The organism is Micromonospora sp. NPDC047793, from assembly GCF_040642635.1.
GTDB lineage: Bacteria > Actinomycetota > Actinomycetes > Mycobacteriales > Micromonosporaceae > Micromonospora.
On the sequence record NZ_JBEYSG010000021.1, the window covers coordinates 1 to 25,984 of the forward strand.

Annotated in this window: 26 protein-coding genes; 16 read left to right on the forward strand and 10 right to left on the reverse strand. The window is 70.8% G+C overall.

The features are described 5' to 3' along the window. Positions 1 to 212 precede the first annotated feature (212 nt). Positions 213 to 1,541: a magnesium transporter gene (gene mgtE, locus ABZ738_RS28500; protein ID WP_357218217.1), complete on the reverse strand. Its 1,329-nt coding sequence runs from the start codon at positions 1,539 to 1,541 to the stop codon at positions 213 to 215. 456 nt (positions 1,542 to 1,997) lie between these two features. Here mgtE and ABZ738_RS28505 point away from each other — a divergent pair, with 456 nt between their 5' ends. The 3 genes from ABZ738_RS28505 (at position 1,998) to ABZ738_RS28515 (ending at position 7,034) form a co-directional block, all read left to right on the forward strand. Beyond that, on the forward strand, positions 1,998 to 3,014 hold the full coding sequence (locus tag ABZ738_RS28505) for a TerC/Alx family metal homeostasis membrane protein (RefSeq protein WP_357218220.1): 1,017 nt from the start codon (positions 1,998 to 2,000) through the stop codon (positions 3,012 to 3,014). An 82-nt stretch (positions 3,015 to 3,096) separates the two neighbouring features. Then, positions 3,097 to 5,217, forward strand: a complete 2,121-nt coding sequence (locus ABZ738_RS28510) for an acyltransferase family protein (protein ID WP_357218223.1) — start codon at positions 3,097 to 3,099, stop codon at positions 5,215 to 5,217. A gap of 611 nt (positions 5,218 to 5,828) precedes the next feature. Beyond that, positions 5,829 to 7,034 carry an acyltransferase gene (locus ABZ738_RS28515; protein WP_131051917.1) on the forward strand — a complete coding sequence of 402 codons (1,206 nt, stop codon included), beginning with the start codon at positions 5,829 to 5,831 and terminating at the stop codon, positions 7,032 to 7,034. A 92-nt stretch (positions 7,035 to 7,126) separates the two neighbouring features. Here ABZ738_RS28515 and ABZ738_RS28520 read toward each other — a convergent pair whose 3' ends face one another. Next, positions 7,127 to 7,735 carry an ABC transporter permease gene (locus tag ABZ738_RS28520; protein ID WP_131051918.1) on the reverse strand — a complete coding sequence of 203 codons (609 nt, stop codon included), beginning with the start codon at positions 7,733 to 7,735 and terminating at the stop codon, positions 7,127 to 7,129. Positions 7,736 to 7,761: 26 nt separating this feature from the next. Further along, positions 7,762 to 8,727, reverse strand: coding sequence for an NAD-dependent epimerase/dehydratase family protein (locus ABZ738_RS28525; protein WP_131051919.1), 966 nt, complete (start codon positions 8,725 to 8,727; stop codon positions 7,762 to 7,764). Between the two features lie 111 nt (positions 8,728 to 8,838). Between ABZ738_RS28525 and ABZ738_RS28530 the strand changes: the two genes are divergently transcribed. Both ABZ738_RS28530 and ABZ738_RS28535 read left to right on the forward strand, forming a co-directional pair. After that, positions 8,839 to 9,531, forward strand: coding sequence for a TetR/AcrR family transcriptional regulator (locus ABZ738_RS28530; RefSeq protein WP_131051920.1), 693 nt, complete (start codon positions 8,839 to 8,841; stop codon positions 9,529 to 9,531). A 194-nt stretch (positions 9,532 to 9,725) separates the two neighbouring features. After that, positions 9,726 to 11,258 (forward strand): hypothetical protein, encoded by a 1,533-nt coding sequence (locus ABZ738_RS28535; RefSeq protein ID WP_357218230.1) that lies wholly within the window; start codon positions 9,726 to 9,728, stop codon positions 11,256 to 11,258. Positions 11,259 to 11,352: 94 nt separating this feature from the next. On the opposite strand, the gene ABZ738_RS28540 is transcribed toward ABZ738_RS28535, so the two are convergent. Continuing rightward, positions 11,353 to 12,519 (reverse strand): M14 family zinc carboxypeptidase, encoded by a 1,167-nt coding sequence (locus tag ABZ738_RS28540; RefSeq protein ID WP_236145607.1) that lies wholly within the window; start codon positions 12,517 to 12,519, stop codon positions 11,353 to 11,355. Positions 12,520 to 12,879: 360 nt separating this feature from the next. On the opposite strand from ABZ738_RS28540, the gene ABZ738_RS28545 reads away from it, so the two are divergent. Continuing rightward, positions 12,880 to 13,509, forward strand: coding sequence for a nucleotidyltransferase family protein (locus tag ABZ738_RS28545; protein ID WP_357218234.1), 630 nt, complete (start codon positions 12,880 to 12,882; stop codon positions 13,507 to 13,509). Between the two features lie 22 nt (positions 13,510 to 13,531). On the opposite strand, the gene map is transcribed toward ABZ738_RS28545, so the two are convergent. Further along, entirely contained in the window at positions 13,532 to 14,299 is a 768-nt protein-coding gene (gene map / locus ABZ738_RS28550; protein WP_357218237.1) for a type I methionyl aminopeptidase, read from the reverse strand. A gap of 80 nt (positions 14,300 to 14,379) precedes the next feature. Here map and ABZ738_RS28555 point away from each other — a divergent pair, with 80 nt between their 5' ends. Together ABZ738_RS28555 and ABZ738_RS28560 are read left to right on the forward strand one after the other, a co-directional pair. Beyond that, positions 14,380 to 14,652 carry a helix-turn-helix transcriptional regulator gene (locus ABZ738_RS28555; RefSeq protein WP_131051923.1) on the forward strand — a complete coding sequence of 91 codons (273 nt, stop codon included), beginning with the start codon at positions 14,380 to 14,382 and terminating at the stop codon, positions 14,650 to 14,652. Between the two features lie 79 nt (positions 14,653 to 14,731). Next, the gene (locus ABZ738_RS28560) at positions 14,732 to 15,364 is read left to right on the forward strand and encodes a TOPRIM nucleotidyl transferase/hydrolase domain-containing protein (RefSeq protein ID WP_236145609.1); all 633 of its coding nucleotides are present in this window, start codon (positions 14,732 to 14,734) and stop codon (positions 15,362 to 15,364) included. On the opposite strand, the gene ABZ738_RS28565 is transcribed toward ABZ738_RS28560, so the two are convergent. Beyond that, positions 15,316 to 15,837: a hypothetical protein gene (locus ABZ738_RS28565; RefSeq protein ID WP_357218242.1), complete on the reverse strand. Its 522-nt coding sequence runs from the start codon at positions 15,835 to 15,837 to the stop codon at positions 15,316 to 15,318. The two genes, ABZ738_RS28560 and ABZ738_RS28565, sit on opposite strands and share 49 nt — an antisense overlap. Before the next feature lie 235 nt (positions 15,838 to 16,072). Here ABZ738_RS28565 and ABZ738_RS28570 point away from each other — a divergent pair, with 235 nt between their 5' ends. The 6 genes from ABZ738_RS28570 (at position 16,073) to ABZ738_RS28595 (ending at position 21,479) form a co-directional block, all read left to right on the forward strand. Further along, positions 16,073 to 18,025: a metallophosphoesterase family protein gene (locus ABZ738_RS28570; protein ID WP_357218244.1), complete on the forward strand. Its 1,953-nt coding sequence runs from the start codon at positions 16,073 to 16,075 to the stop codon at positions 18,023 to 18,025. A gap of 109 nt (positions 18,026 to 18,134) precedes the next feature. Continuing rightward, entirely contained in the window at positions 18,135 to 18,767 is a 633-nt protein-coding gene (locus ABZ738_RS28575) for a hypothetical protein (RefSeq protein ID WP_131051926.1), read from the forward strand. A 64-nt stretch (positions 18,768 to 18,831) separates the two neighbouring features. Further along, complete coding sequence (locus tag ABZ738_RS28580) at positions 18,832 to 19,485, forward strand: hypothetical protein (protein WP_131051927.1); 654 nt, start codon at positions 18,832 to 18,834, stop codon at positions 19,483 to 19,485. Continuing rightward, on the forward strand, positions 19,482 to 20,246 hold the full coding sequence (locus tag ABZ738_RS28585) for a sulfite exporter TauE/SafE family protein (RefSeq protein WP_131051928.1): 765 nt from the start codon (positions 19,482 to 19,484) through the stop codon (positions 20,244 to 20,246). Before ABZ738_RS28580 ends, ABZ738_RS28585 begins: the two co-directional genes overlap by 4 nt. A gap of 73 nt (positions 20,247 to 20,319) precedes the next feature. After that, positions 20,320 to 20,844 carry an alpha/beta fold hydrolase gene (locus ABZ738_RS28590; protein WP_201272303.1) on the forward strand — a complete coding sequence of 175 codons (525 nt, stop codon included), beginning with the start codon at positions 20,320 to 20,322 and terminating at the stop codon, positions 20,842 to 20,844. Positions 20,845 to 20,885: 41 nt separating this feature from the next. Continuing rightward, positions 20,886 to 21,479 (forward strand): hypothetical protein, encoded by a 594-nt coding sequence (locus ABZ738_RS28595; RefSeq protein WP_357218250.1) that lies wholly within the window; start codon positions 20,886 to 20,888, stop codon positions 21,477 to 21,479. Here the strand turns inward: ABZ738_RS28595 and ABZ738_RS28600 are convergent, their stop codons facing one another. Beyond that, positions 21,480 to 22,412 (reverse strand): SDR family NAD(P)-dependent oxidoreductase, encoded by a 933-nt coding sequence (locus tag ABZ738_RS28600; protein WP_131051930.1) that lies wholly within the window; start codon positions 22,410 to 22,412, stop codon positions 21,480 to 21,482. Between the two features lie 110 nt (positions 22,413 to 22,522). Between ABZ738_RS28600 and ABZ738_RS28605 the strand changes: the two genes are divergently transcribed. Beyond that, positions 22,523 to 23,092 (forward strand): TetR/AcrR family transcriptional regulator, encoded by a 570-nt coding sequence (locus ABZ738_RS28605; RefSeq protein WP_131051931.1) that lies wholly within the window; start codon positions 22,523 to 22,525, stop codon positions 23,090 to 23,092. Here the strand turns inward: ABZ738_RS28605 and ABZ738_RS28610 are convergent. After that, on the reverse strand, positions 23,081 to 23,812 hold the full coding sequence (locus ABZ738_RS28610) for an alpha/beta hydrolase (protein WP_131051932.1): 732 nt from the start codon (positions 23,810 to 23,812) through the stop codon (positions 23,081 to 23,083). The genes ABZ738_RS28605 and ABZ738_RS28610 overlap by 12 nt on opposite strands. Positions 23,813 to 23,821: 9 nt before the next feature. Further along, on the reverse strand, positions 23,822 to 24,133 hold the full coding sequence (locus ABZ738_RS28615; protein WP_236145612.1) for a hypothetical protein: 312 nt from the start codon (positions 24,131 to 24,133) through the stop codon (positions 23,822 to 23,824). 498 nt (positions 24,134 to 24,631) lie between these two features. Here ABZ738_RS28615 and ABZ738_RS28620 point away from each other — a divergent pair, with 498 nt between their 5' ends. Next, the gene (locus tag ABZ738_RS28620) at positions 24,632 to 24,823 is read left to right on the forward strand and encodes a hypothetical protein (RefSeq protein WP_131051935.1); all 192 of its coding nucleotides are present in this window, start codon (positions 24,632 to 24,634) and stop codon (positions 24,821 to 24,823) included. Positions 24,824 to 25,027: 204 nt separating this feature from the next. Here the strand turns inward: ABZ738_RS28620 and ABZ738_RS28625 are convergent, their stop codons facing one another. Continuing rightward, positions 25,028 to 25,957: a MerR family transcriptional regulator gene (locus ABZ738_RS28625; RefSeq protein WP_236145611.1), complete on the reverse strand. Its 930-nt coding sequence runs from the start codon at positions 25,955 to 25,957 to the stop codon at positions 25,028 to 25,030. Between the last annotated feature and the right edge of the window lie 27 nt (positions 25,958 to 25,984).

The window sequence follows — 25,984 nt, forward strand, 5'->3', positions numbered from 1 at the left end:
ATGACCGTCAACGCCTGCAACCTCCAGTTCCTCTACCAGGGCCGTTCACCCAACTCCGGCGGCGACTACGGCCTCCTGCCCTACCGCCCCGGACTGCTCACCCTGCAACGCTGATCACCCGGCAGCGCTGAACCACCGCCACACACCCGGCGGGCCTACGACAGGCCCGCCGGGTGCGGTCGGAGGACGGTTGCCGGCGCGAGCGGGGTCAGTCAGAACGTCAGGACGACGTGGGCGACGGCGAAGTAGATGATCAGCCCGGTGGCGTCGACGAGCGTGGTCACCATCGGTGCGGAGACGACCGCCGGATCGATGCGGAGCCGCTTCGCCAGCACCGGCATGGTGGCACCGACGGTGGCGGCCCAGGCGCAGATGATCACCAGCGAGATGCCGACGACCAACGCGATCTCACCGCCGACCACGACGATGCCGACGACCAGGCCGACCGCTGCCAGCAACGCGCCGAGCAGCAGACCGACCCGGGACTCCCGCCAGATCACCGCTGGCAGGTCCGAGCCGCGCAACTCACCGAGCGCGAGAGCGCGTACGGCCGATGTGGTGGCCTGTGCACCCGCGTTCCCGCCGGTGCCCACGAGCAGCGGGATGAACAGGGCCAGCGCGGTGACCTGCGACAGCGTCGCCTCGAACGCCTGGAGCACGTTGACGGTGAGCACCGAGGCGACGATGAGCAGCAACAACCAGGGTGCCCGGGAACGCGCCAACCGCCAGACGCTGACCGCCATGTAGTGACCGGGCCAGGGTGCCGTGCCGGCCTGACGGGCCACGTCCTCGGTGTCGGCCGCCTCGATGATCTCCATCGCGTCGTCGATGGTGAGCAGGCCGACGAGACGGTCCTCGCTGTCCACGACCGGCAGGGCGAGGGTGTTGGTCTCCCGCATCAGGCGGGCCGCCTCCTCGGCCGGGTCGGTGGCGCGGGCCCGGAAGACGTGGGTGTCCACCAGGTCGGCCACGGGTACGTCAGCGTCACTCAGCACCAGGTCCCGCAGCTCCACGACGCCGACCAGGCGGCGGCCCGGGTCGACCACCGGCAACACGTACACGGTCTCGGCCTCGGCGCCCTTGCGCCGCACCACGTCGAGCGCCTCGGCGGCGGTGACCTGCCGGGGCAGCGCGACCGCCTCGGGCGTCATGATCTGCCCGACCGAGCCGGGCGGGTAACCGAGCAGTTCGGCGGTCATCTGCCGCTCGCGCGGCGACAGCCCGGCCAGGACGCGGCGGGCCACCTTGGCCGGCGCCTCGGTGAGCATGCGGGCCCGGTCGTCCGGGTCCATCTCCTCGACCAGCTCGTGGAACGCCTGGTCGCGCAGCCCCACCAGGATGCGCTGCTGGTCCACGGGGTCCAGTTCCTCGAAGACGGCGAGTGCCGGGTCCTTGTCGAGAAGCCGGAACGGCACCCCGGCGGCGACCGCGTCGAGTCGGGCGAGTTCGTCGGCGACCTCGTAGGGCGGTCTGCTGTCCAGCCACCCACGGATCATCTCGAGGTCGTTGCGGGCGACGAGCTGCTGCAACGTCCCGGTCATCCGATCACCTCCGTGGGTGGTGCTGGTTCGGTGCAAAGTTTCGTAGCTACCCGGCGGACGGGCCGAGTACGCCGACAAGGCCGCCTGGCGTGGTCCAGGCCATACCGGTCGCCACCGCACGCCCCCGGCGGTGGGCGTGCCGGCGCTCCTGTCCGCCCTGTCCAGGCGAATCGCTGTCGGTGACGTGGGACGACGTCCTCGGTGATCTCCGCCACGGTCGTGCCCCGGGCGGTGCCGCCCACCTCGCACGGAGTGGGTGGGACCCCGCCGCACCGGCGCGCCGCGCGCCGACGCCTGGCGGCCCGGGGCGGCCTGTCCTAACCTTGGCCGTACGAGGGGAGTACTTCCCACGAACCATACCGGTCAGTACGGCGCACCCCGGGTGTGCCTCGGGTGGTTGCCCACGAAACGTGGGTGAAGGAGACCTCGAACATGCACGGTGTTCGAGGAAGGCCCATGCCCGAATTGTCTTACTCCGCCGGTGAACTCCACTCCGTAGGCACGCCGCTGCTCTGGACGGCGACGATCGTCGGGGTGCTGGCCCTGCTGGTGCTCGACTTCGCGGTCACCCACCGCCCGCACCGCGTGTCACTGAAGGAAGCGCTGGGCTGGTCGGCCTTCTACATCGCTCTGCCGTTGACCTTCGGCGCCTGGGTGTGGTCCGAGTTCGGCTCCGAGCCGGGCGTCCACTACCTGACCGGCTATCTGGTCGAGAAGTCGCTGTCGGTGGACAACCTCTTCGTCTTCATGCTGTTGTTGGCGGCGTTCGCGGTGCCGACCGAGCTGGCGCAGCGGGTGCTGCTCTTCGGCATCACCGGCGCGCTGGTGCTGCGGAGCATTTTCATCGCGTTGGGCGCGGCGGCGTTGCAGACGCTGGACTTCGCATTTCTGATCTTCGCGTTGATCCTGTTGTTCACCGCCGCGAAGCTGCTGCGCGACGCGTTCACCGGGCACGAGCAGACGGTGGACATCGGCAACATGCGGTCGGTGCGGCTGCTGCGTCGGTTCATGCCGGTGGTGCGCGAGTACCACGGCACCAAGATGGTCGTGCGGGTCGACGGTCGGCGTGCCCTCACGCCGCTGGCCCTGGTGGTGGTGGCGGTCTTCGCCGCCGATGCGGTCTTCGCGGTGGACTCGGTCCCGGCGGTCTACGGCATCACCGAGGACCCGTACCTCGTCTTCGCCACCAACGCCTTCGCGCTGCTGGGTCTGCGGGCGCTCTACTTCGTGCTGCACGCCGCGCTGAGCCGCCTGGTCCACCTCAGCTACGGCCTCGCCGTGATCCTGGCGTTCATCGGCGTCAAACTCGGTCTGCACTGGGCGCACGGCGTCTGGGAAGGCGTGCCGGAGATCCCGACGCTGGCGTCGTTGCTGGTCATCATCGGTGTGCTGACGGTCGTGACGATCACCAGCCTGCGTGCCACCCGCAACGTGGTGCCGGGCTCCAAGGAGGTCGTCACCGAACGGCAGTGAGCCCCAGGCGCCGTAGCTGGTCCAGCTAAAACGGTCAAAAGCCCCATTATTGCCTTTATGCTCCGCCCCGAGAGGGGTGGAGATGACACGAGTAGGGGAACGAGCCGGGCCGATCCTGTCGGGCCGGTTCCGCGAGGACATCGAAGGGCTGCGGGGCCTCGCGCTCGTCCTGGTGCTCGTCGGGCACGCCGGGGTGGCCGCGCTGCCGGGCGCCTTCGTCGCCGTCGACGTCTTCTTCGTCATCTCCGGCTTCCTGATCACCGGGCTGCTCGTCGACGAACTGCGCCGGACCGGCGGGATCTCGATCACCGCCTTCTACGTCCGGCGCGCCAAGCGGCTGCTGCCTGCCGCCAGCGTCGTCGTCGTGGCGAGCATGCTGCTCACGTACCTCTTCCTGCCGCCGATCCGGTGGTCCGAGACCGCCCGGGACGCCCTCGCCAGCGCCGTCTACGCGATGAACTGGCGGCTGGTCGAGCAGTCGACCGACTACCTGCGGTCGGAGGAGGCGCCGAGCATCCTCCAGCACTTCTGGTCACTGGCGGTGGAGGAACAGTTCTATCTGCTCTGGCCGCTGCTCCTGCTGGCCGCCGTGGCGCTCGGGCGTCGACGGACGCAGTCGATCGAGGCGCGGTCGCCGGTGGACGTCCGTGGGCGGCACCGTCGACGGTTCTTCGCCGACCGGACGTCCACCCCGGTGCTCGTGGCGATCGCCCTGGTCGGCGTACCGTCTCTGGCCTGGTCGGTGTACCTGAGCCAGGCCGAGCCCGCGCGGGCGTACCTGGTCACCACCACCCGGATGTGGGAACTGGCGCTGGGTGGTGCGCTGGCGATCCTGAGCGGCCACCTCTCCCGGCTGTCCCGTCCGACCGCGGTCACGCTCGGCTGGGCCGGCATGCTCATGATCGCTCTCGGTGCCGTGCTGATCGGGCCGGACGCGGCCTATCCGGGACACCTCGCGCTGCTGCCCACGCTCGGCGCGGTGGCGGTCATCGCGGCCGGTCCGGGTGCCGGGCGGTACGGTCCCGCGCTGCTGCTGGAGATGCGGATGACGCGAGCGGTGGGGGTGGTCTCGTACTCCTGGTATCTCTGGCACTGGCCCTTGCTCGTCGTGGCGGAGGCGCGCTGGGGTCCGTTGGGGACCGGTGCCGGGCTGGCGATGATCGTCTGCTCCGCGCTCCCGGCGGTGCTGACCCACTACCTGGTGGAGAACCCGTTCCGGTACGCACAGTTCTCCCCGGCCCGCACCCTGCGGATGGGACTGGCCGCCACCAGCCTGACCGTCCTGGCCGGCGTCGGCCTGAGCCTCGCGGTCCGGCCACCGACCGCTCCGGGTCCGCCGCAGTTCGCCGGTGTGGGTCAGGCGTCGCCGGGCGGGGACCCGGCGCTGGTGGACCGCTTCGCCCGGATCACGCCCGACCCGCTGGCCGCCCGCGACGACCTGCCCGACGTCTATCGGGACGACTGTGTCACGCAGGCGCAGGAGTCGCGCCTGCGCACGTGCGTCTACGGCGACCAGGACTCGCGGGTCGAGGTCGCGCTGGCCGGCGACTCGCACGCGGCGCACTGGGTGCCGGCGTTGCAGCAGGTCGCGTCGGAGCGCGGGTGGCGCCTGGTCACCTACATCAAGACCGCCTGCTCGCTGATGACCGCCCCGACGGTCGTCGGCGGACGGGTCGACGAGAGCTGTACGGAGTGGAACCGCGAACTGCGGACGGCGCTCACGGGTGAGCGGCGGCCCCGGCTGCTGATCGTCTCCAGCGTGACCCAGATACCGCTGGTGGCCGGCAGTACGCCGGCACCCGGGCCGTCGACGGCCGACGCGCAGACGGAGGCGCTGACACGGACCTGGTCGGAGCTGACCGGGGCGGGCATACCGCTGGTGGTCATCCGGGACACCCCGGCGTTCAGGGTGGACATGGCCGAGTGCGTCTCCGCCAACCGGGAACGCCTCAGCGCCTGCGCCCAGCCTCGGCAGCCCGCACTCGTCTGGGGCGTACCGCAGGAGCGGGCTGCGGCTGCGGTGGCGCAGGTGCATCTGGCCGACCTCAACGACGCGATCTGTCCGAGCGAGCGCTGTCCCGCCGTGATCGACGGGGTGCTCGTCTATCGAGACGCGCACCATCTGACCGCCACGTACGCGCGCCGTCTCGCGCCACGACTGGACGACTTCCTGGTGAGGCACACCGCGCGGCACCTGTCGTGACCCTCACGGCGGATTCAGCCTTCCGGGCTACCTGGGGCATTTAGTCCTTCTTGTCCGATTTGGCGGTGCCATGCTGAGCCGCGTACGAGAAGTCGAACGTCGTGGGCGGTCCCGCACCTGGTCGGCACCCGACCGGTGGGCACGGGACGACCTCTGATCTCGCCGTCTCCTCGTGGACCCGAGGAGTACGACACGAGCCGGCCGATTCCGGACAGCATCCGGGTACCCGCCGCCGAGGTCGCCACCCCGCGTTCGGGCTCCGCCCGGAGGTGACCCGCGCCTGCGCCGGTCCGTCGACCGGCGGGGCACTGTGGACGGTGGTCGACGGTCTGCTCGGACATCTGCCCAGCGGCGGTCGTGGTGCGAGTCGACCACGACCGCCGCTGGCGGCCGTGGTGCGGCCTGCTCCGCAGGCCCGCTGCCCGCCGGTCGGCCCGGCCGTCCGCCGACGTCAGCCCGGTCGTCCGACGACCCGGTGAAACGGTGCAGAGTGGACAAATCATGAAAATCGAAATATAAGGCTTAAGAATGCCGATACTGCATGTGTCACATGCGGTGGTCGGCACGACGACTCGACCACCGTCCGGATTGGTCCTCAAGGGAGTCCTCACGTGCAGGCGTGGTTCAACGAAGGGCGCTCGCCGACGCTGCAAGACAGATACTCGGCCCGGCACAACGCGTTCGGCGCGCTGCGCCTGGCGATGGCGTGCGGTGTGATCATCGCCCACTCCGGGCCGATCGGGTTCGGGGTGGGAAACCTCGGCACGGGCCTCTTCGCGGGGCAGAGCGACATCGGCACGATGTCCCTCTACGGCTTCTTCCTGATCTCCGGGTTCCTCATCACCGACAGCGCGTTGCGCTCGTCCCTGCCGCAGTACATCCGCGCCCGCGCGCTGCGGGTGCTTCCCGGCCTGTGGGTCTGCCTGCTGGTCACGGCCTTCGTCATCGCGCCGCTGGTGGCGATCTACGAGAACGGCAGCCTCGACGGCTTCTGGGGACACCCGGAGGGCCCGTTCGACTACGTCACCACGAACGTCCTCGCGTCGATGGAGCAGTTCCCGATCTCCGGCCTGCTCGCCGACACCCCGTACGGGCGGCTCGGCGGAGGTCCGAGCGCGTTCGACGGCTCGCTCTGGACCCTCCGGTACGACCTGGCGTTCTACGGCGTGGTGGCCCTGCTGATGATGACCGCGGTCCTGCGCCGGTCGCCGCGTGCCGTCCTGCTGTTGACGGTCATCTGCTACGCGCTGGTCCTGTGGGACTTCCTGAACGGACCGACCATCACCGCACGCCCGCCGCAGCACGGCGCGATCGGCCCGTTCCCGCTGATCGGTGCCTTCGCCGCCGACTGGACGCTGATGCTCGGCTTCCTCTTCCTGCTCGGTACGGCCGCACGTCTCTACGCACACCGCATCCCGGTCAACGGCGTGTGGGCCGCACTGGCCGGCGTCGTGCTGACCGGCTCGCTGCTCAAGGGCGGCTTCTTCGCCGTCGGCCTGCCGGCCTTCGCCTACGTGGTGCTCTACGCCGCGGTGGCGCTGCCGAAGCAGCTGTCCAGGATCAGCCGACGGCACGACTACACCTACGGCCTCTACATCTACGGCTTCCCGGTGCAGCAGGTCATCGCCCTGGTCGGCGGCGCCGAGTTCGGGGTGTTCGGCTACACCGTGCTGAGCCTGCTCGGCACCTTGGCGTTCGCCGTACCCTCCTGGCACCTGGTGGAACGTCCCGCCCTGCGGTTCAAGACCGAGAGCGTGCGCGCCCGTAGTCGCGTCGACCGCGACGCGGAGACCCGGCAGACCCTGCCGGTCTCCTGACGGTAGGAAGGGCTCCGGCCGCGCCGGGAACAGCGAGAAGCGGTGGTCCTCAGACCACCGCTTCTCGCGTCTCGGTGTGGTGCGGGAGCAGCTCAGCGGTACGCGGCGAGCCGACGGCCCTCCAGGACGGTGGCGACGACGTACGCGCCGCCGCCGGCGACGGTGAGGACCCAGAAGGGACCCGGCGTACCGAGGAACAGCGCCGCCGTGCCCACCAGCGCGAGCCAGCTTCCGAGCAGGTAGTGCAGGACGTTGCGGCGGGCGGCACCCTCGGCCAGGTAGATCAGGCCCACCACGAACGCCGAACCGGTGGGCCAGAGGACGGTCTGCAACTCGGGCCGCTCGACGGTGCTCGTCAGACCGGTGATGGCGAGGAAGAGAGCGGTGAAACCGACGGCCCAGGCGGCACCGAGCAGCTTTCCGGTGAGGGCCTCGGCACCGGAGACGTCCCGCTGGGCCCGCGTGGCGGCCACGGTGGCGGCGACCGAGCCGGCCACGATGCCGGCGGCCAACAGGGTCATCGGTAACCAGCCGGGTAGGTCCACCAGCGGATCGGTACCGGAGGAGACGGCGGCGGCACCGTGTCCGAGCAGATAGGCGAGGGCGAAGCCGGCGTACGCGAGGCGGTTGTCGACCTGGCCTGCGGCACGGCGGGTGCCGCTGTCGAGGACGACGGTGGGCGCGATGGTGACGGTGGACATGGTGAACCTCCGATGCGGTGTCGTCGTCAGGCGGCGGTCGGGAAGGGCGCAGCGGTGCCGGCGCTCGTACCCGGTGCCTCGCGCAGCAGCGTGATCGCCTCGCGCAGCGCCTCGTCGATGGGCTGGGGACGCAGCCCGAACGTGGTGGTGGCGGCCGAGGAGTCAAGCACGAACGGCCGCGCGAACTGGTACGCCGTGGTCTGGAACTCGCGCAGCATCGGGGCGAAGAGACCGGCGGCCCGGAAGACCGGTGCGGGAATGCTGGTGAGCTTCGGCGCGGGCACCCCGGCCAGCTCGGTGAGGCGGGTGGTGAGCTGCCGGATCGTCATCGGCGCCGCACTGGGCACGTGCCAGGGACGGTTCCAGGCCCGCTCGTCGGTGGCGGCGGTGACCAGCATGGCCGCCACGTCGTTGATCGAGGTCCAGGTGTGCGGCACGTCGAGCGGGGCGGGGACGACGGCACGGCGTCCGGCGAGCAGCGGCTGACCGAGGAAGAGGGTGAGGATCGACTGCGCCTGGATGTAGTCGCTGGCGCGTACCTCGGTCACGGCGTGCAGGCGCCCGGCGCGCTGGGCGGCGAGGGCGTCGCGCCACATGTCGGCGCGCATCCGTAGCTTGGGATGCGTGGCGGCGAGCGGAGTCTGTTCGGTCATCGGCCCGCTGACCTCGCCGTACCCGTAGAGGCAGCCGGCGATCACCAGTGGCGCGCCGGACCGCTCGGCGGCGGTGAGCAGCGCGTCGGCCATCGGCGGCCAGTCGGTGAGCCAGCGGTGGTAGGCCGGATTGAGGCAGTTGTAGACGGCGGTGGCGCCCTGCGCGAGCTCGCTGAGCCGGTCGGCGTCCGTGGCGTCGGCGGCGATCCGCTCGATCCGGGCGTGGATCGGGCCCCGCCCGGACCGGCTGACGATCCGGACCTGCTCGCCACGCGTGGCGAGCAGTCGCGCGGTGGTCGAGCCGACCATGCCGGCGCCGACGATCAGGTGAACGGCCATCGAAGTCTCCCCTCGTCTTGAGAGCAGTGCTCTCTGTCGAGACCAATGCTCACCCATGACGACGGCTTTCGTCAAGAGCAGTGCTCTCGAATGTGTGCGACACTCTCTGGCATGCCTGCCGCCACCATCCGGGCCAGGGCCCGAGCCGAGATGATCAACGAGATCAAGACGATCGCCCGCCGCCACCTCGCCGCAGAGGGGGCGAACCTGTCCCTGCGTGCCGTCGCCCGGGACATGGGGATGGTCTCCTCGGCGATCTACCGCTACTTCCCGAGCCGCGACGAGCTGCTCACCGCGCTGATCCTCGACGGCTACCAGGCACTCGGCGACGCGGCCGAGGGGGCCGACGCCGAGGTCACCGCCCGCACCGACCTGCGCGGCCGATGGCTCGCCGTCTGTCATGCGGTACGCCGCTGGGCGCTGGCCCACCCGGCCGAGTACGCCCTGCTGTTCGGCAGTCCGGTCCCCGGGTACGCCGCACCGCAGGAGACCATCGTGGCGGCGTCCCGGACCCCGACCACCCTGATCCGGATCCTGCTCGACGGCTTCACGGCCGGCGTCCTGGCCGATCCGGGCCCGGACGAACTGCCCGTTCCGGTCCACGCCGACTTCGCCGCCGTGCGGGATCGACTCTTCGCCGGGCTGCCCGAAACCCTGCTGGCCAGGGGCTCCGTCGGCTGGATCCACTGCTTCGGCGCCGTCAGCTTCGAACTCTTCGGCCAGCTCGACGGCCTGATCACCGCACGGGACGAGTACTTCGACCACCAGATGCGCCGGATGGCCGACCTGATCGGCCTGCCCTGACACGGCTGTCGGGGGGACGGTGCGGTCGGCGAATGTGATCTAGCATCAGCTTTCCCGCCGTTGTCGTACTGCGGGATCGGCTTCCACTCACGGGAGTTCCTGGATTGTTCTCCACTCTCATCGGGGCCGCCTCCGGCCCCGGATCGTCCTCGCGTGTCCGCGTCATGGCCCGGGCCGCCGTAGCGTCGGCCCTGGTGCCGGCGCTGCTGCTCGGTGCCGGCGCACCTGCGGTCGCGGCCACCAACACGCTGACCGTCACCACGCTGGACCGCAACGGCAAGAAGGTCACCGTCACCACGACCGTGGTCAACCTCGCCACCAACGAGCGCCGTTCGGTCACGTCCAACAAGGCCAAGAAACTGCCGAAGGGCACCTACGCGGTGCTCGCCTCGATCCGCACCGGGGAGACCTCGACCCTCGGTGCCCGCACGGTCAAGGTCTCCGGGGCCAGCAAGACCACGGTGGACGCCCGCAAGGGCAAGCGGGTCTCACTCGGCCTCAGCCCGGCGATCGACACGGCCGGGCGGGAGATCCGGACGATGGCCCGGATCTGCACCGTAGGCAAGTCCTCGTACGAGCACGTGGGGGCCGCCGACCTCGGCGGCGGGCTGTACGTCGTGCCCAACTCGTCGAAGCGGCTGGCCTTCGCCGCCATGCGGTCCTGGGTCGACCACAGCGGCGCGTCACCCCACTACGTGGTCAAGTACCGCACGACCGGCGTTCCGAGCAGCCCGACCCGGACCTTCGCGCAGTCCTCGCTCGGCACGGTCGACGTGGAGAGCCGGCGCGGTCCGTCGGCGGGAACTCTCAGCAACCTGGCGGTGCAGCCGGCCGACCGTGCCTGCGGCGACGAGATGTACGGACTTCTGTTCGACACCGAACAGCCGTACCGGACGAAGCTTCACCTGTCGGCCGGCAAGTGGTACGTCAGGGCGCACGCCCGTGCTGAGGCGAAGGACGGTTCCGCACCGGTCGTCGGCAGCTACCTCGTCCCACGTACGGTCAGCGCGGGCAAGTCGCAGACCGTGCGGTTCTTCCGGTCCGCCTGGGGGCCGTCCACCCGGCTGCCGCAGATCAACTACGGCTGGCTGTCGTACTCGCTGAACGACATGTTCGCCGACCCGGGCTTCCCGCGTGACAGCGTCGAGGGCGGTGACAAGGCGACCGCGATGCTGAAGTTCGGCGGCAAGACGGTCAAGACCAAGAAGGACAGGGGCTGGGAGTCGGAAATGACCAGCCTTGAGTACAAGGTCAAGAAGAGCGGGTGGTACACGCTCACCAACGACGCGAGCCGGTACTACCCGGAGATCACCTTCCCGGCCGGGATGCTGTCGCCGAAGACCAGCGTCACGTACCGGTTCAAGGCGAAGCCGAACACCTCGGTGACCGCGCCCGTCTACGCGCTCACCATGCTGCCCACCGGGCTCGACCTGCACAACCGGGCCAAGGCCGGCGGCAGCACGAACGTCCAGTTGAAGCTGAGCCGCCCCAAGGCCGGTCCGGACGCCAAGCTGGGCAAGAACCCGAAGGTGAAGACGGTCACCGCCAAGGCGTCCTTCGACGGCGGCAAGACCTGGCGCTCGGTGTCGGTCAAGAAGATCGACGGCGTCTGGACCGCCCAGGTGGGTAACCCGACGTCCGGCGCGGTCTCGCTGCGGGCGCGGGTCACCGACACCATCGGCGGCTACACCGACGTGACGATCATCCGGGCGTACGCGATCGGCTGACGCTCCGGCCGTGACGACGACGGGCCCCCTTCCCGACCGGGAAGGGGGCCCGCTCGGTGACCGGATGCGCTCGGTCACCGATCTGTGGTGATGCCTACCAGTACTTCGGCAGCTCGTAGAAGTCGTCGCCGTTCAGGCTGTCGACCGACCGGTCCGCCATCCGCTCGGCGATGCCGACGATGCCGGCCTCGACGGCTTTGGTCAGCTGACCCTTCTGCTTCTGGCCCCAGGCGTGGGACTGGCCGCGCACCTCGAACAGGACGCTCGCGCTGCCGTTGAGGGCGAACGCCGACCGGGCCTGCCCGGCGTAGTCGCGGTCGAAGCTGTAGCCGTCCGACACCTGGTAGTGGACGTACTGGCTGACCCCACCGAAGAACGGCGAGCCCGTACCGGAGCCGTTGCCCGCGTGCTGCATCATGCCGAGGGCGGCGGCCAGCGTGTGCCGACGGGAGGCGTCCTGGTCGAGCAGCGGCCAGTCGGCGTACCTCGGGTTGCCGTCGACCTCCGAACCGAGCGGCGGGAAGTCCAGCGCCACCGTGACGTACTGGTCGGTCCCGATGTTCTCGTTGCACGGGCCCATGTGGTGCAGGTCGACGTAGGCGTGGACCTTGCCGAACTCGTCGCGCAGGTTGACGTAGAGGTCACGCAGGGCACGGGACTCGTTGGTCAGGTACATGCCGGGCAGCGTCTCGTTGGAGGGCCGCGTCGCGGGCGAGGGCTCGGCCGTCAGGTCCGCGCTGAAGTCCCGGTTGACGTCGAAGCCCCGCGCGCCGTTGCTGTAGTAGTACGGCGCGTTCGTGCCGGCAAGCTGCGGGAACTTCTCGACCACCTCGGTCCACGGGAAGTCGTTCTGCCGACGGTTCAGCTCCGCACCGTCGGGGTTGAACTTCGGAACGGCGACGATCGTCAGGTTGTCCCGGATCATCTTGGCCTGCGGGCTCCCACTGGACCCGAGGGTCTTGAGCATCTGGAGCAGGGCCTCGGTGCCGGTCTTCTCGTTGCCGTGGATCTCGCTCGTGATCAGGAGTACGCGGTCACCGGTGCCGACCCGCGCGGTGTAGATGTCCCGGCCCCGGTGGGACGTGCCGATGACGTCGACGGCGACCCGGCCGTTGCTGGTCGCCTCGATCTGGTCGAGGCGCTTGCCGAGCTGCTCGTAGTCGGTCCAACCGGAGTCGGATCGATTACCGGGGAGATTGCCGCAGTTGGCGTTCACGTTCTCCGCCGACGAAGACGGCGCGAACAGGGTTACGGCACACATTGTTGCGACAGTTGTCGACACCAAAAGGCGACGATGCATCAGACCTCCTACATCTGTATGAATTCGGCTGCGCGGTGCGTCGATCCGGGCGTTCTCCGGGCGGCTTTCACCTCGTTTTCCAGTCATCGTGGGCCACGTATCGCCTGCTGGCAGGCGTTCGGCGAAGGGGCCCGGCCGATCGGATGAGGCAAAACTAAAGGCGTTGGTTAATGTGCATCGGTGTCGACCTGCGTTTTGAGGAAACTTTGAGGTTCGTGGTGGTCCGCGCGTACTGCGGCAGCTGCCCCGGAGCTATTCGAAATCGGTCCACCGCGCAATGGCGGCGCTGGAAACACGTCCGACCGGTGTTAACGTCGGCGGGTGGACGTGACGCATCCCGGGCCGGGTGCCCCGGTCGCCGGGCTGGTGCTCGCGGCGGGCGCGGGCCGACGCTACGGGCGACCGAAGGCGCTGGTGGAGGTGCACGGCCGGCTGCTGGTGGAGCGTGCGGTGGCCACCCTGCGTGCCGGCGGGTGCGACTCGGTGAGCGTGGTGCTCGGTGCCGACGCGGAGTCGGTGGGTGCTCGGGCCGATCTGACCGGGGCGGCGGTGGTCGTCAATCCGGACTGGGCCGGCGGGATGGGGTCGTCCCTGCGTGCCGGTCTCGCCGCGGTGATGCCTACCCCGGCGGTGGCCGCGCTGGTGCTCCTGGTCGACATGCCGGGCATCACCCCCGAGGCGGTACGCCGGCTCGTCGGTCTCGCCGCCCCGCAGGTGCTCGCGATGGCGGGCTACCAGACCGGGCGCGGTCATCCGGTCCTGCTCGGCCGGGCGCACTGGGTGGGCGTCGCCGCCTCGGCCGTCGGTGACGTGGGTGCCCGTCCCTACCTGCGCGAACGAGTCGAGCAGATCCGGGTCGTGCCCGTCGGCGACGTGGCCGACGGCGGTGACATCGACACCGAGGCCGACCGGGTCAGGTTCCTCGCCGCCGGGGAGGCGGCGAGCGCCTGACGTCGTCTGTGGGATGCCGTTCTCAGAGGGCGGTGAGGATCACCGGCCCGTCGTCGGTGACCGCGATGGTGTGCTCCCAGTGCGCGGCCCGGCTGCCGTCGGCGGACCGGAGCGTCCAGCCGTCCCGGTCCACCCGGTACTTGTCGTTACCGCCGGCGATGAACATCGGTTCGAGCGCGAGGACCAGTCCCGGCCGAAGCCGCAGGCCCCGGCCGGGCTTGCCCTCGTTGGGCACGAACGGGTCCTCGTGCATGGCGCGACCGATCCCGTGGCCGCCGTGGTTCTCCATCAGGCCGAATCCGCACGACCGCCCGACGGTGCCGATGGCGTGGGCGATGTCGCCCATCCGGGCGCCGGGCGTGGCGGCGGCGATGCCGGCGTGCAGAGCGCGGCGGGTCTCGTCGACGAGCCTCTGGTCGTCCGGGTCGGCGGTGCCGACGATGAAGGTCACCGCCGAGTCGCCGTGCAGCCCGTCGATGTAGGCGCCGCAGTCGACGCTCAGCACGTCTCCCTCGGCGAGCCGGTACGACGTGGGGATGCCGTGCACCACCGCGTCGTTGACCGAGGTGCAGACGACCGCCGGGTAGGGGTCGGGGGCCGACCGGGGGTGGTAGTGCAGGAACGAGGGCTTCGCCCCGGCTTCTCTGATCACCGTGGCGGCGATCTCGTCCAACTCCCGCAGGGACGTCCCGACCGTGGCCGCCGCCTGGGTCGCGGCCAGCGCCGTCGCCACCACCCGTCCGGCCTCGCGCATCACGGCGATCTCGCCCGGGGTCTTCAACTCGACCATCTCTACCTCTTCGTCGTTCGTGCGGGCGGGGCGGTGTGCTCCCGGCCCTGGTATTTTAATACCAGGATTACTATAGCCACATGGTGCGTACCCCGATGACCGAGGACGAGCGGGCCCGCGGCCTGGCACTGGGGCGCCTGCTCCAGCAGGCACGTGGCGGCCGGAGCGCCGCCGCCGTCGCCCTCCAGGCCGGCATCTCGCTGGACACGCTGCGCAAGATCGAGCGCGGGGCGATCGCCTCGCCCGCCTACTTCACCGTCGCCGCCCTGGCCAGGGTGCTCGGGCTCTCCCTGGACGACCTGGCGACCCGGCTCGCCGAGCCGTCTCCGGCCACCGGGCGACTCGCCTCCTGACCCCCCGGCCCCGCGCGGTAACTCGCTGGGCCACCCGGGCGCAGGTCGGCATGATGGTGCCGAGGGTCAGGAGGTGCGGGTGAAGATCCCGATCGACACCCTGGGTGACGCCCGCGCCGTGCTGCTGGTCGAGGGCGCCAGCGACCAGGCGGCCGTGCAGGCGCTCGCCCTCCGTCGCGGTCGGGACCTGGCCGCCGAGGGCGTACGGGTGCTGCCGATGGGCGGGATCACCAACATCGGGCATCACCTGGTCCTGCTCGGCCCGCAGGGACGCGGACTACGGCTGGCCGGCCTCTACGACGTCGCCGAGGAGGGCTTCGTCCAGCGCGGGCTCGACCGGGCCGGCATCGCCACCGCCGCCTCCACCGCCCGGATCGCCGAACTCGGGTTCCACGTCTGCGTACGGGACCTGGAGGACGAGTTGATCCGGGCCGTCGGCACCGACGGGGTGCAGGAGTTCCTGGACGCCGTCGGGGACCTGCGATCCTTCCGGCTGTTCCAGCGACAGCCCGCGCAGCAGGGACGGGAGTTGACCGCCCAACTGCACCGGTTCGTCGGCACCCGGTCCGGCCGCAAGGAGGCGTACGCCCGGCTCATGGTGCAGGCGCTCGATCTGGACCGGATGCCACGCCCGCTGGACGCGGTGCTCGACTCGGTCTCCGCTCACCACCTGGGCAGCAACGAGCCGGGCAGCCTGCCGCCGGGCCGGTAGGCCACGCACATCACGTCCCGGTCGCCGCCGGCCCAGGTCTCCCCGGTCGGCAGGACCGGATAGAAGCGCAGGTCCCGATCCTGCCCGTCGGGCCAGGTGCGGGTGAACAGGTCCCGGCAGGCGCGCCAGGCGAACTCACCCAACGCGGTCGGTGCCCAGTCCGCGTCGCCGTCGGCGTGCACGAACCCGTACGTCTGGTTGTCCGCCGTCGACGCGCACGGCCGGTAGCGGACGACCACCTCGCCGGCCTCCGGCAGGTGCACCGGGTCGTCGAAGCACTCGCCACCCTCGATGTCGAGTACCCCCGGGGTCTGCGCACTGATGAAGTGTTCGTCCTTGACCACGACGGCGGCCGGGGCGGAACTGCCGACCAGCGCGCCGAGCAGGACCGCCGTGCAGAGCAGGGCAGCGACGGTACGCAGGCGACGGCCGGTCCGGTCGGGGTGGGGCGGGGCACTGTGCTGATCGGTCATAACGCGGCCGAGCGTACGAAGGGGACGCTGAACGCAGGCGGAACATCGGTGTCGGGCGGATGGCGGGCGGGCCAACAGTTGCTGGTCACGGCGGCCTCGCGGCCACTGTTCACCCGCTCGAAAGGATCTTGTTGCCGTCCGGTCGGGCACGACTGCGCGAATGGCCACGGCGCGCCGGCAGGTGACGGACGACCGGCGCCGCCGTCCGCCTCCTCATTGAAGGGTGACCAGAGTCGTGACCGACCAGAAGGCTCCCTGGCGCAGCGGAGCGCGCCGGACGAAGATCGTGGCGATCGGTGCCGCGGCCCTGATCGCCGGTGGTGTGGCGATCAGCCCCTCCGCCTTCGGCGACGCCCCGCCGCCCAAGCATCCCGCCGCTGAGATCCATAAGCCCTCCCCCGTACCGGACCGCATCATCCTGACCCCGACCACCACACCGTCCACCTCGCAGCGCGTCACCTGGCGGGCCGAGGCGCCGGCCGAGTGGGCCCGCGCCGAGATCCTCGAAGCACCACGGGCCCTGGGTGACGTCGTACCGCCCACCGGCGCGGTGACCCGCCTCTCCGCGCTGGCCAGCACGGCGGTCAACACCTCGCTCGGGTACGCCTCGACCTACCACACCGTCGAGTTCACCGGCCTCACGCCGAACACCCGGTACACCTACCGCGTCGGCGACGGCAGCAACTGGAGCGAGTGGATCGACTTCACCACCGCCGCCGCCGACTTCGCGCCGTTCTCCTTCATCTACTACGGCGACGCCCAGAACTACATCGACTCGGCCGTGCCCCGCGTCTTCCGGCAGGCGTTCGCCGACCGGCCGAAGGCCAAGGCGATCGTCAACGCCGGTGACCTCATCGACCACGCCAACAGCGAGGAGCAGTGGGGCCAGTGGTACAAGGCCAGCGGCTTCATCGACGGCCAGATCAACAACATCTCGGTCCCGGGTAACCACGAGTACAGCGGCGGGCTGTCGCAGTTCTGGCGGCCGCAGTTCCCGTACCCGGACAACGGGCCGGGCAACCCGGAGCTCAAGCAGACCGTCTACTCCCTCGACTACCAGGGCGTGCGCTTCGTCGCCCTGGACTCCAACCACCAGAGCAACGCCACCCTGATGGCCGCGCAGACCGCCTGGCTGGAGGGAGTCCTCAAGGACAACCCGAACAAGTGGACGGTGGTGACCTTCCACCACCCCGTCTACTCGACCACCGGCAGCCGCAACAACGCCCAGGTCCGCAACCAGTGGGGCCCGCTGTTCGAGAAGTACGGCGTCGACCTGGTGCTCCAGGGCCACGACCACTCGTACGGCCGGGGCAACGTGGCCACGAACCGTCGCTCCGCCGCCGTCCACGACGGCACGGTCTACGCGGTGTCCGTCTCCGGCGGCAAGATGTACCAGCTCAACAACGGGCAGAACTGGACCGGCAACGGTGCCGAGGTGACCAGCACCAGCCAGAACACCCAGCTCTACCAGCTCATCGACGTCGAGCAGGGCACGCTGCGCTACGAGTCGCGCTACGCCAACGGGCAGCACCACGACGGGTTCCTGATCCGCAAGAACGACCAGGGCGAGCGGACCGTCAACGAGCTGCGTACCCCGCAGAACACGGTCGGGCAGCAGGTCACGGTCGACAGGACCACGGTCGACGTGAAGGGCACGGTCGCGGTCTCCGCGTACGGCTACGACCCGGCCGAGAAGGTCGCCGTCCACCTGCGCGCTGCCGGCAGCACCGGTGACACCGGCCGGGACGAGGACCGCGTCGCCACCGTGACCGCCGACGAGCTGGGTCGGGTCACCTATGCGCTGACCGTGCCGACCAGCGCCAACGCGGGCAGCGCGTACGAGGTGTTCCTGACCAGCAAGAACCAGAAGATCACCAGCCCGGCCATCTCGGTGACCGGCTGGAAGGTCGACGTCCAGGCCCGCGCCCACTGCGTCGGCACCACCGCGCACGTATCGGTCACCGCCCGCAACACCGACGCCGGTCCGCTGGACGTCGAGCTGGTGACGCCGTACGGGTCGCGGAAGGTCTCCGACGTCGCCCCCGGCAAGTCCGCCAGCCAGGCGTTCACCAGCCGGGCCAGGTCCGTGCCGGCCGGTACCGCCACGGTCAAGGTCACCGGAACGGTCGACGGCGACCCGGTGACGATGCGGGTCGAGGTGCCGTTCGACGCGGCGAGCTGCGACTAGTCGACCTCGGTGGCGGCGTCCTCCCCGGCGCCGCCACCCTCTCCCGGCCGGGCGAATCCGTCCGGCGAAGCCATCAGTTCCGCCCCAGCGAAGATCGACGGAGTAACGGATGAACACATGGAATCGTGAGCGGCTGCTCGCGGCGGTCGCCGCCGGTGCGCTGCTGGCCGGGTCGGTGGCGCTGGCGTCACCGGCGCTGGCCGAGCCCGGCACCAGCGGCGACGTGTCGGTGACGGTCGACATCGAGGAGATCGTGGAGCCGGGTGTGCTGGCGATGTCGATCGCGGGTGACTCGGTGGCGTTGACCGAGGACGGGTCGACGTTGCTGGTGCGGCAGTTCGTGGGTGGTCTGCCGACGGTGACGGTGACCGACACCCGGACCGCCGACGAGGTGCCCTCGGGTGCGGCGTGGGCGGTGCTCGGTAGTGCCACCGACTTCACCGGAGCCGACGGTCAGGAGCCGATCGGCGCCGGGCACCTGGGCTGGAAGCCGCGCCTGGTCGACGGCGGCGACACCGGTCTGGTCAGCGAGGGTGAAGAGGTCGTCACTGTGCTGGACGAGCCGACGCAGCCCGGCAACAACGTCGGCCTCACCGACCAGGAGCTGCTGGTCTCCACGTTCGACTCGGGTGCGGTCGCCGGTGGCGCGTACTCGGTCGACGCCGACCTGTTCCTGCGCACCCCGGCCGACGTCGCCGCCGGCGCGTACACCTCGACTCTGACCCTGTCCCTGTTCGAATGACCGCCGCCGGCCGTGGGGGCCGCGCGGGCGGAACCCCACGGCCCGGCGTGTTCCGGAGCGTTCCATGAATCACCGCTGCATCACGGGTGCGCTGCTGGCCGGCACGGCGACCCTGGCCGTCGTCACCGGCGGCGGCGTGCCCGCCGCCGCCCATCCCTTCGGGCCGCCCACGACGGCCCAGGTCGCCGTGGACGGTTCCCGGGTCGACCTGTCCTGGCAACCCGCCGAGGACGACTGGGTCGCGCTCGGCCAGTCGCTCGGCGCGTTCGAGGACCCCAGCACCGGCCCGGTCGCCACCCAGGTGACCGGCGAGCAGAAGCTCCGCGACTCCACCGCCGTCCAGGACTACCTGCGCGAGCGGATCACGGTCAGCCAGCAGGGCCAGGTGTGCCGCGCGGAACTCCAGCCGCTGGACGCCCTGCTCGCGCAGGGAGCCCGGCTGCGCTTCGACTGTCCGGCCCCGGTCACCGCGCTCGACATCACGGTGACCGCGCTGACCGACCTCAACCAGGCGTACCGCACGGTGCTGCGGGCCGAGTCGGCGACACCGGCCGAGGCGCTGTTCACCGCCACCGACGGCACCCACCGGGTCGACTTCACCCGTTCGGGCGGCCGATCCGCCCCGGCCGCCGCGCTGGCCGTCGGCGTGGTCGCCGCCGGTGGGCTCGGTGTGCTGCTCGTTGCCCTGACCCGACGACGTGACCGGAGTACGCAATGAACGACCTCAACGGGCTCGACGAGCGTCTGGTCGCCCTCTTCGACAACGCGGCCCTGTTCTGGGTCGCCCTGGTCGTGGCGGTCGGTGTCGGCGCCGCGCACGCGGTGGCACCCGGGCACGGCAAGAGCATCACCGCCGCGTACCTGGTCGGTACGCACGGCCGCTACCGGGACGCGCTCCGGCTCGGTGTGATCGTCGCGGTGATGCACACCTTCTCCGTCCTGGTGCTGGCACTGCTCTGGACCGGGTTGAGCGGCGTCGCCGAGATCGGCACCAGGACCCTCACCGCCGCACTCCAGGTGCTGGCCGGGCTCGTGGTGATCGGTGTCGGCGCGCACCTGATCCGACGTCATCTCGCCAAGCGGGGGCACCACCACCATCATCACCACCACGGCGAGGAACACCACCATCACCACGAACAGCCGGTCGACCCGTGGTCGCGGCGGGGACTGATCGCACTCGGGCTCTCCGGTGGGCTGCTGCCCTCGCCGTCGGCCTTCCTGATCCTGGTCAGCGGACTACTGACCGGCCGTTCCGTGGGCGCAGTGGTGATCGTGCTCGGGTTCGGCGCCGGGATGGCGCTGACCCTCACCGGCGTCGGCGTACTCACCATCCGCGGTCAGGCGTTGATCGCCGGGCGGGCCGGTCGGGGCGCGCTGATGGCCGGCCTGGCCGCCTGGATGCCGGCGATCGCCGGTGCGGCGGTCTGCCTCGGCGGGTGCCTCTACGTGGCGGCGGCCGTCTCGGCCCTCGCCGCCTGACCCGACGGTCTCGACCGTCAACGCCGTCGAAACTGGACTGACACGGCGGGTACGCGGGGTTACCGTCGGCCGCGTGACCCGCCACCTGCTCGTGCCGGGACGAGGAACGCCGCGACCCGAGCACTGGATGAACTGGCTCGCCGGCCGACACCCGGACTACCGGTGGGCACCCGAGCCGCCCGGCCCGCCGCTCGTCCTGCGGGACCGGGTGGCGGCGCTGCACGAGGCCGTGCACGCCTCGACCGAGCCCGTCGTGCTCGTCGCGCACAGCGCCGGGTGCGTCAGCACCGTCGTGTGGGCGGCCGCGCACACCGGACCGGTCGTCGGCGCACTGCTGGTCACCCCGCCGGTCATCGACGGGTACGAGCCGGACGAGCCGGGGGATCTGCCCTGGATCGTGCCCCGCACCCCGCTGCCGTTCCCGTCGGTCCTGGTCGCCAGCCGGACCGACCCGTACACCACCTTCGCCCAGTTTACCGGGTACGCCGAGGACTGGGGCGCGGACCTGGTCGACGCGGGGGAGGTCGGGCACCTCGACAGTGCGGCGGGGTTCGGCCCCTGGCCCGAAGGGGAGCGGCTGATCGCCCGCCTCGGCTGAGCGGGGCTGCGTATCCATCGTGGCCGGTCGATAATGCGACGGTGGTGAGAATCGGCTGGTTACTGGTCGGCGCGCTCCTCTCGGCGGTGGTGGCCTGCGACGGCACGTCGACGCCGGACCCGTCGGGCGCTACGTCGGGGCAGTCCGCTGCCGCAGCGACGCCGACCGAGTTCGTCGCCCCGCCGCTGCGGCTGCCCACCGTGGCACCCGGGGACGCCTGCCCGGTCACCGAGCCGCAGCCCTGGCCCCACCCGGACCAGGCGAGTCGGGTGCTCGGCCCCGGCCCGCTCTATCCGGTCGCCGACTACTTCCGGGACGGGGTGCTGGAGTTGCGGGCCATGGACCGGAAACAGGACGGCACGTACACGAAGAAGGTCCGGTGGATCGGCTCCGGCTATGCCGGGCCGGTGCTGGTGCGGGCCGCCCGGATCGACGGGTCGGGCCCGGCCGGTGCGGAGTTCGCCTACCTCGGGGAGCCGCGCGACGACGGGCACCACGCCCTGCTGGTCCGTCCGGAGAACGACCTGCCCGCCACCACCACGGTCGGCGGGCCGGGGTGCTACGCGTACCAGGTCGACGGCGCCACGTTCAGCGTCACGGTGGTGTTCCGCGCCGCCCTGGAGAAGACTGGCTGATCAGTTCGGCGCAGTGGCGACCTTTGGTGCGTCGAGGTAACGCACGCCGGTCGCCTCCTCGGAGACCTGCCAGAGCCGTGCGGCCAGGGCCCGGTCGTCGGCGGGGGCCACGACCGGACGAGTGTGCACCCGGTTGCCCCACCGGAACAGCGGCGGGCCGTGGAAGACGCCGGTCTGGGCGGTCGGGGCGGTGGCGGCGTAGAGGAGCGGGAGGGTGCCGCTCTCGGAACTACGGGCGAGCAGCAGACCACCGATCCGGGTCACCGCCCATTCCCCGGCACTGTCGTACCTGCGGTTCATCGGGGTGCGGGCCATGCCGGGGTGGGCGAGGAGGCTGCGTACCGGGTTGCCGGTGCGGCGCAGTCGACGGTCGAGTTCGACGCCGAAGAGGGCGTTGGCCTGCTTCGACCGGATGTACGCCACGGGCGGATCGATGCCCGCCCTGTCGGTCAGGTCGTCCAGGTCGGGTCCACCGCGCAGCAGTCGATAGAAGCCGGAGCCGACGGTGACCACCCTCGGGTCCCGATCGGGCCGGAAGATCTCCAGCAGCAGGCCGGTCAGGGCGAAGTGACCCAGGTGGTTGGTGGCGAACACGCTCTCGTAGCCCTGAGCGGACCGTTCGTTGCCCTGCTTGGCGATCCCGGCGTTGTTGAGCAGCAGGTCGACCTGGCGGCCCTCGGCGCGTAGCTCGGCGGCGAACTCGCGCACCGAGTCGAGGTCGGCGAGGTCGAGCCGGCGTACGACCAGATCGCCGGCCATGCCGGCGCGGGCCTGCTCGCCCTTGGCCGGGTCGCGGACGGCCATGATCACGGTCGCGCCCCGGGCGGCGAGCTGCCCGGCGGCGATCAGGCCGAGTCCGCTGCTGGCGCCGGTGACGATCGCCGTCCGGCCGCTCTGGTCGGGGATGTCGTCGAACGTCCAGGTGGCAGGCATGGGCACCTCCGGTCGAGCGCAACGGATAATCTATCCGCTGCGTGGGTGTCGACCGTACCACGTGAACGGATAAGTTATCCGCTGTTGCTCGGGTGGATTATCCTCGTGCGATGTCCACGGAGCCGTCGACGAACGCCGAACCCCTGCGCGCGGACTCGGCCCGGGTGCGCGCCCGGATGCTGCGCGCCGCCCGGGAGCGGCTGGCCGCAGGTGACGCGGAGTTGCCGATGAACACGATCGCCAAGGCGGCCGGGGTCGGCGTCGGCACCGTCTATCGGCACTTCCCCAGCCGGCAGGCCCTGCTGGAGGCGCTGGCCGTCGACCGGTTCACCCAGCTCGTCGACGCGGCCGAACAGGCCGCCGCCGGGCCGGACGTCGCCGCCGAGATGGCCCGGCTGCTCCGGACCGCCCTCGACCACCAGCTCGGTGACCCGGCGCTCGCCGCCGTCCTGGCCGAACCCGCCGCCGCCCGCCCGGAGACCAGGGAACTGGGCCGGGCGCTGACCGTAGCGGTGGACCGACTTCTGCACCGTGCCCGCGACGCCGGGGAGATCCGACCGGAGATCACCGCCGACGACCTCCGGGCGCTGTTCTGCGGCCTCCAGCACGCGGTCACGGTGAGCGGCGACGCCGACCGGGACCGGTACGTCGAGATCCTGCTCCGAGGACTACGCGCCTGACGGCTCGGCGCGGGCCGTCGGCGGGTCGGCGAGGAAGGACTCGACGGCGGCGACGAAGACATCGGGTGCCTGCGCGTGGACGTGGTGGCCGGTCGGGACGGTCACCAGGCGCGCGGCGGGGAGGCTCTCGGCCATCCGGGCCATCGGCTCCTGCGGCAGGTGGCTGCCCGGCCCACCGGCCAGCATCAGCGTGGGCACCGAGAGGCTGGCCAACGCCGACCAGCGGGCCGGGTCGGGAGCGTTCAACTCCGCCAGCACCGAGGGTCTGATCTCCCGGTCGTAGTACGGCGCGCTCTCCGGCAGAACGGTGGGAACGATGATCCCGAGCGGCACCGGCGGCGGGCACTCCTCCAGCACCAGGGCGGTCACCCGCTCCGGTGCCCGCTCGGCGGCCAGCAGTGCCACGGCGGCACCCAGCGAATGCCCGACCAGGACCACCCGTTCCAGGGCCAGTCGGCCGAGCAGTGCCAGCAGGTCGTCGCGCAGCACCGTGAGGGAATACGGTCCGACCCGGTCGCTGCTTCCCATGCCACGCAGGTCGGGCACGTGGACGGTGCGGTGCCGTGCGAACGTCGGTGCCAGCGCGTCCCAGGTGGTCCCATCGCCCCCGCCGCCGTGCACCAGCACCATCGGCGGCGCGGCCTCCGTGCCCGACCCGCCCTCGATGCTGCGGTACGCCAGCCGACCCCACCCCATGTCCATCGAGCGGTACGCCAGCATGGCGGAAGCCTACGGCGGCGTTCCCGGGTCCGCTGTCCCTACGAAGGCCGCGCCGCAGGGCTTGGAGGAAACCCTCTTCCGCCCCGAACGCCGGTCCGCCACGGGTGCCGGTGCGGTCCGCAGTCCGGCCGGTTGGACGAAGATGGCCCGGCGGTCGACCGCATCTCCTCGGCCGTTGAGCTGGTAGCCCTCCAACCAGATCCACCCGTCGTACGTGGTCCGGTTCAGGACCCGGATCACGCGGAACAGGATCGGCTGTCGGAATTGCACGCTGGCCTCACGTCCCACCCGGAGCAGCTCACCGGCGCGGGGTGTGGTCACGACAGCCACCCGAGGAACCTTCGGTGCAGCAGCCCGGCCGGAGCCCACCCCATGTCCCGACTGGCCGCCAACATGCACGAGCCCAGGTAGAGCGCCAGGGATGCCGGTGCGTTGGCGTACTCGGCCTGCAACTCCTGGCGGCGTGTGCGGCAGGGCCAGTGGGCACCACACCCCGCGCAGGTCCAGATCGGCAAAACCGGCCCGTGGCTAGTCACGACGTTTCCCCGGGCCAGTGGCCCCGGTTGATCGGCACCCGGTGCCGCACTCGGCAGGGGAGATCCCGTCCGCACCGACAGGTCACTCGTTTGAGGATGTGGTTCCACGCCGGTCTGTGCCTTCGCGTGAGGGTCAGAGCAACGCCGGCCAGACACTCCTTGAACGAGACGAATCGCGTCATGAATCCATGGCATCACGGGGGGGTGTACAAAGACAACCCCCAAAGGAAGCGTCTAACCCTCTTTCCCATTGTGCAACTCCTGCAGGCCATAGCGTCAGTTTGTGGAGCTGCTCGGGTTGGATGAGATCCGTGATCTGCTTGGTGGGATCAGCAAGCAGCGCGCCACGATCATCGTGGGTCGCAAGGGATTCCCTGACCCGGTCGTGACGTTGAAGATGGGCCGCGTCTGGGATGGCAAGGATGTCCGGGCCTGGATCGCCGAGAACCGCCCCAGCCCGATCGACGAGGACTGACGTCGACCGAGCCGGAATGCAGAGCGCTCCCGGCGCAAGGAAGTCCCGCGTGCCGACGGTCCGGCCTACCGTCTACGGGATAGAGGCGCAGCGGACCGCATTCCGTCACGCTGCGGCCGTATGCGGGTGGCACCTGGTGCAGGCACTTGCGACGATGCCGGGTGCCCACCCGCCGGGCTGGATGTCAGTGCACGGCGCAGGCGATCAGTTGTCTGCGGAGTGGGCGTCGGCAAGGGCCTCGCCGAAGAGCCGTCCGGCTAGCTCCACGCAGCGCATCCGGGCAGGAGAGAAGTCGTACGGCATCTTGGTGATCGCTGTGGCGGCACCCATCTCTGCGCCCTCATCCCCGTTCAGGTCGGCCTCGTAGGTCTCGAAGATCTTTTCCTCGGCCGCGTCGAGACCGGCTGCCTCGATGGCCTGATTCAGGGCCATCAGGTGAGCGCATCGCTGTGCGGCGAGCTCTTCGACGCGCGGGTCGTCGGGGTCGACGCCGTCGTCGAGGGCGGCCTCGGCCGCCTCAAGACGGTCCTCCTCGGCCCGCAGCTCGGGGTGGGTGGCCAGCACGATGAACGTGCCGGCCTGGATGGCGGCGCCCAGCGGCCCGAAGATCCGTTCTGTGATCAGCAGGGCGTCGAGATCGGAGGGGCGCAACGCGCCCGGGGGCAGGTGGCTGAGCCGGTCCGTGACCAGTTCGGAGAGCAGCCCCAGTGGGCTGCCCACCGCCTGTAGGCGCTGGACAGCCGCGCGCCGACGCTTGATGGCGGCCTCCTGCGCCGCCAAGGTCTCCTCCAGCCTGCTCAGGACCGACTCGATAGGGGCGTGGTCCTGGGCAGCGTCTCCGGCGTCGTCCCGGGCACCGCCGAAGGCGGCCCGTATGTCGTCCAGGCTGATACCGGCATCAGCCATCTTGCGGATCCACAGCAGGCGGGTCATGTCGTCATAGCCGTAGCGGCGGCGGCCGTCCCCGCCGCGCTCGGGCTCCGGCAGCAGACCGATCTCGTGGTAGTGGCGGATGGCGCGTGGGGTGGTCCCGGCGAACGCGGCGGCATCACCGATCTTGACCTGCCGGGGAGGTGTGAGTGTGGGGTACATCGCAGGCAGCGCCTTTCGCGTGGTGTGGTGATCCGACCCCACCACATGCCGCTACGGCATGTGCAACAG

What these genes read in the sequence shown, in the direction of transcription:
- ABZ738_RS28510 (WP_357218223.1), top strand. Translation starts at nt 3,097, where the DNA reads ATGACACGAGTAGGGGAACGAGCCGGGCCGATCCTGTCGGGCCGGTTC.
- ABZ738_RS28580 (WP_131051927.1), top strand. Translation starts at nt 18,832, where the DNA reads ATGAATCACCGCTGCATCACGGGTGCGCTGCTGGCCGGCACGGCGACC.
- ABZ738_RS28525 (WP_131051919.1), bottom strand. Translation starts at nt 8,727, where the DNA reads ATGGCCGTTCACCTGATCGTCGGCGCCGGCATGGTCGGCTCGACCACC.
- ABZ738_RS28610 (WP_131051932.1), bottom strand. Translation starts at nt 23,812, where the DNA reads ATGCTGGCGTACCGCTCGATGGACATGGGGTGGGGTCGGCTGGCGTAC.
- ABZ738_RS28555 (WP_131051923.1), top strand. Translation starts at nt 14,380, where the DNA reads ATGGTGCGTACCCCGATGACCGAGGACGAGCGGGCCCGCGGCCTGGCA.
- ABZ738_RS28505 (WP_357218220.1), top strand. Translation starts at nt 1,998, where the DNA reads ATGCCCGAATTGTCTTACTCCGCCGGTGAACTCCACTCCGTAGGCACG.
- ABZ738_RS28605 (WP_131051931.1), top strand. Translation starts at nt 22,523, where the DNA reads ATGTCCACGGAGCCGTCGACGAACGCCGAACCCCTGCGCGCGGACTCG.
- ABZ738_RS28575 (WP_131051926.1), top strand. Translation starts at nt 18,135, where the DNA reads ATGAACACATGGAATCGTGAGCGGCTGCTCGCGGCGGTCGCCGCCGGT.
- ABZ738_RS28565 (WP_357218242.1), bottom strand. Translation starts at nt 15,837, where the DNA reads ATGACCGATCAGCACAGTGCCCCGCCCCACCCCGACCGGACCGGCCGT.
- ABZ738_RS28530 (WP_131051920.1), top strand. Translation starts at nt 8,839, where the DNA reads ATGCCTGCCGCCACCATCCGGGCCAGGGCCCGAGCCGAGATGATCAAC.
- mgtE (WP_357218217.1), bottom strand. Translation starts at nt 1,541, where the DNA reads ATGACCGGGACGTTGCAGCAGCTCGTCGCCCGCAACGACCTCGAGATG.
- ABZ738_RS28520 (WP_131051918.1), bottom strand. Translation starts at nt 7,735, where the DNA reads ATGTCCACCGTCACCATCGCGCCCACCGTCGTCCTCGACAGCGGCACC.
- ABZ738_RS28585 (WP_131051928.1), top strand. Translation starts at nt 19,482, where the DNA reads ATGAACGACCTCAACGGGCTCGACGAGCGTCTGGTCGCCCTCTTCGAC.
- ABZ738_RS28540 (WP_236145607.1), bottom strand. Translation starts at nt 12,519, where the DNA reads ATGTGTGCCGTAACCCTGTTCGCGCCGTCTTCGTCGGCGGAGAACGTG.
- map (WP_357218237.1), bottom strand. Translation starts at nt 14,299, where the DNA reads ATGGTCGAGTTGAAGACCCCGGGCGAGATCGCCGTGATGCGCGAGGCC.
- ABZ738_RS28600 (WP_131051930.1), bottom strand. Translation starts at nt 22,412, where the DNA reads ATGCCTGCCACCTGGACGTTCGACGACATCCCCGACCAGAGCGGCCGG.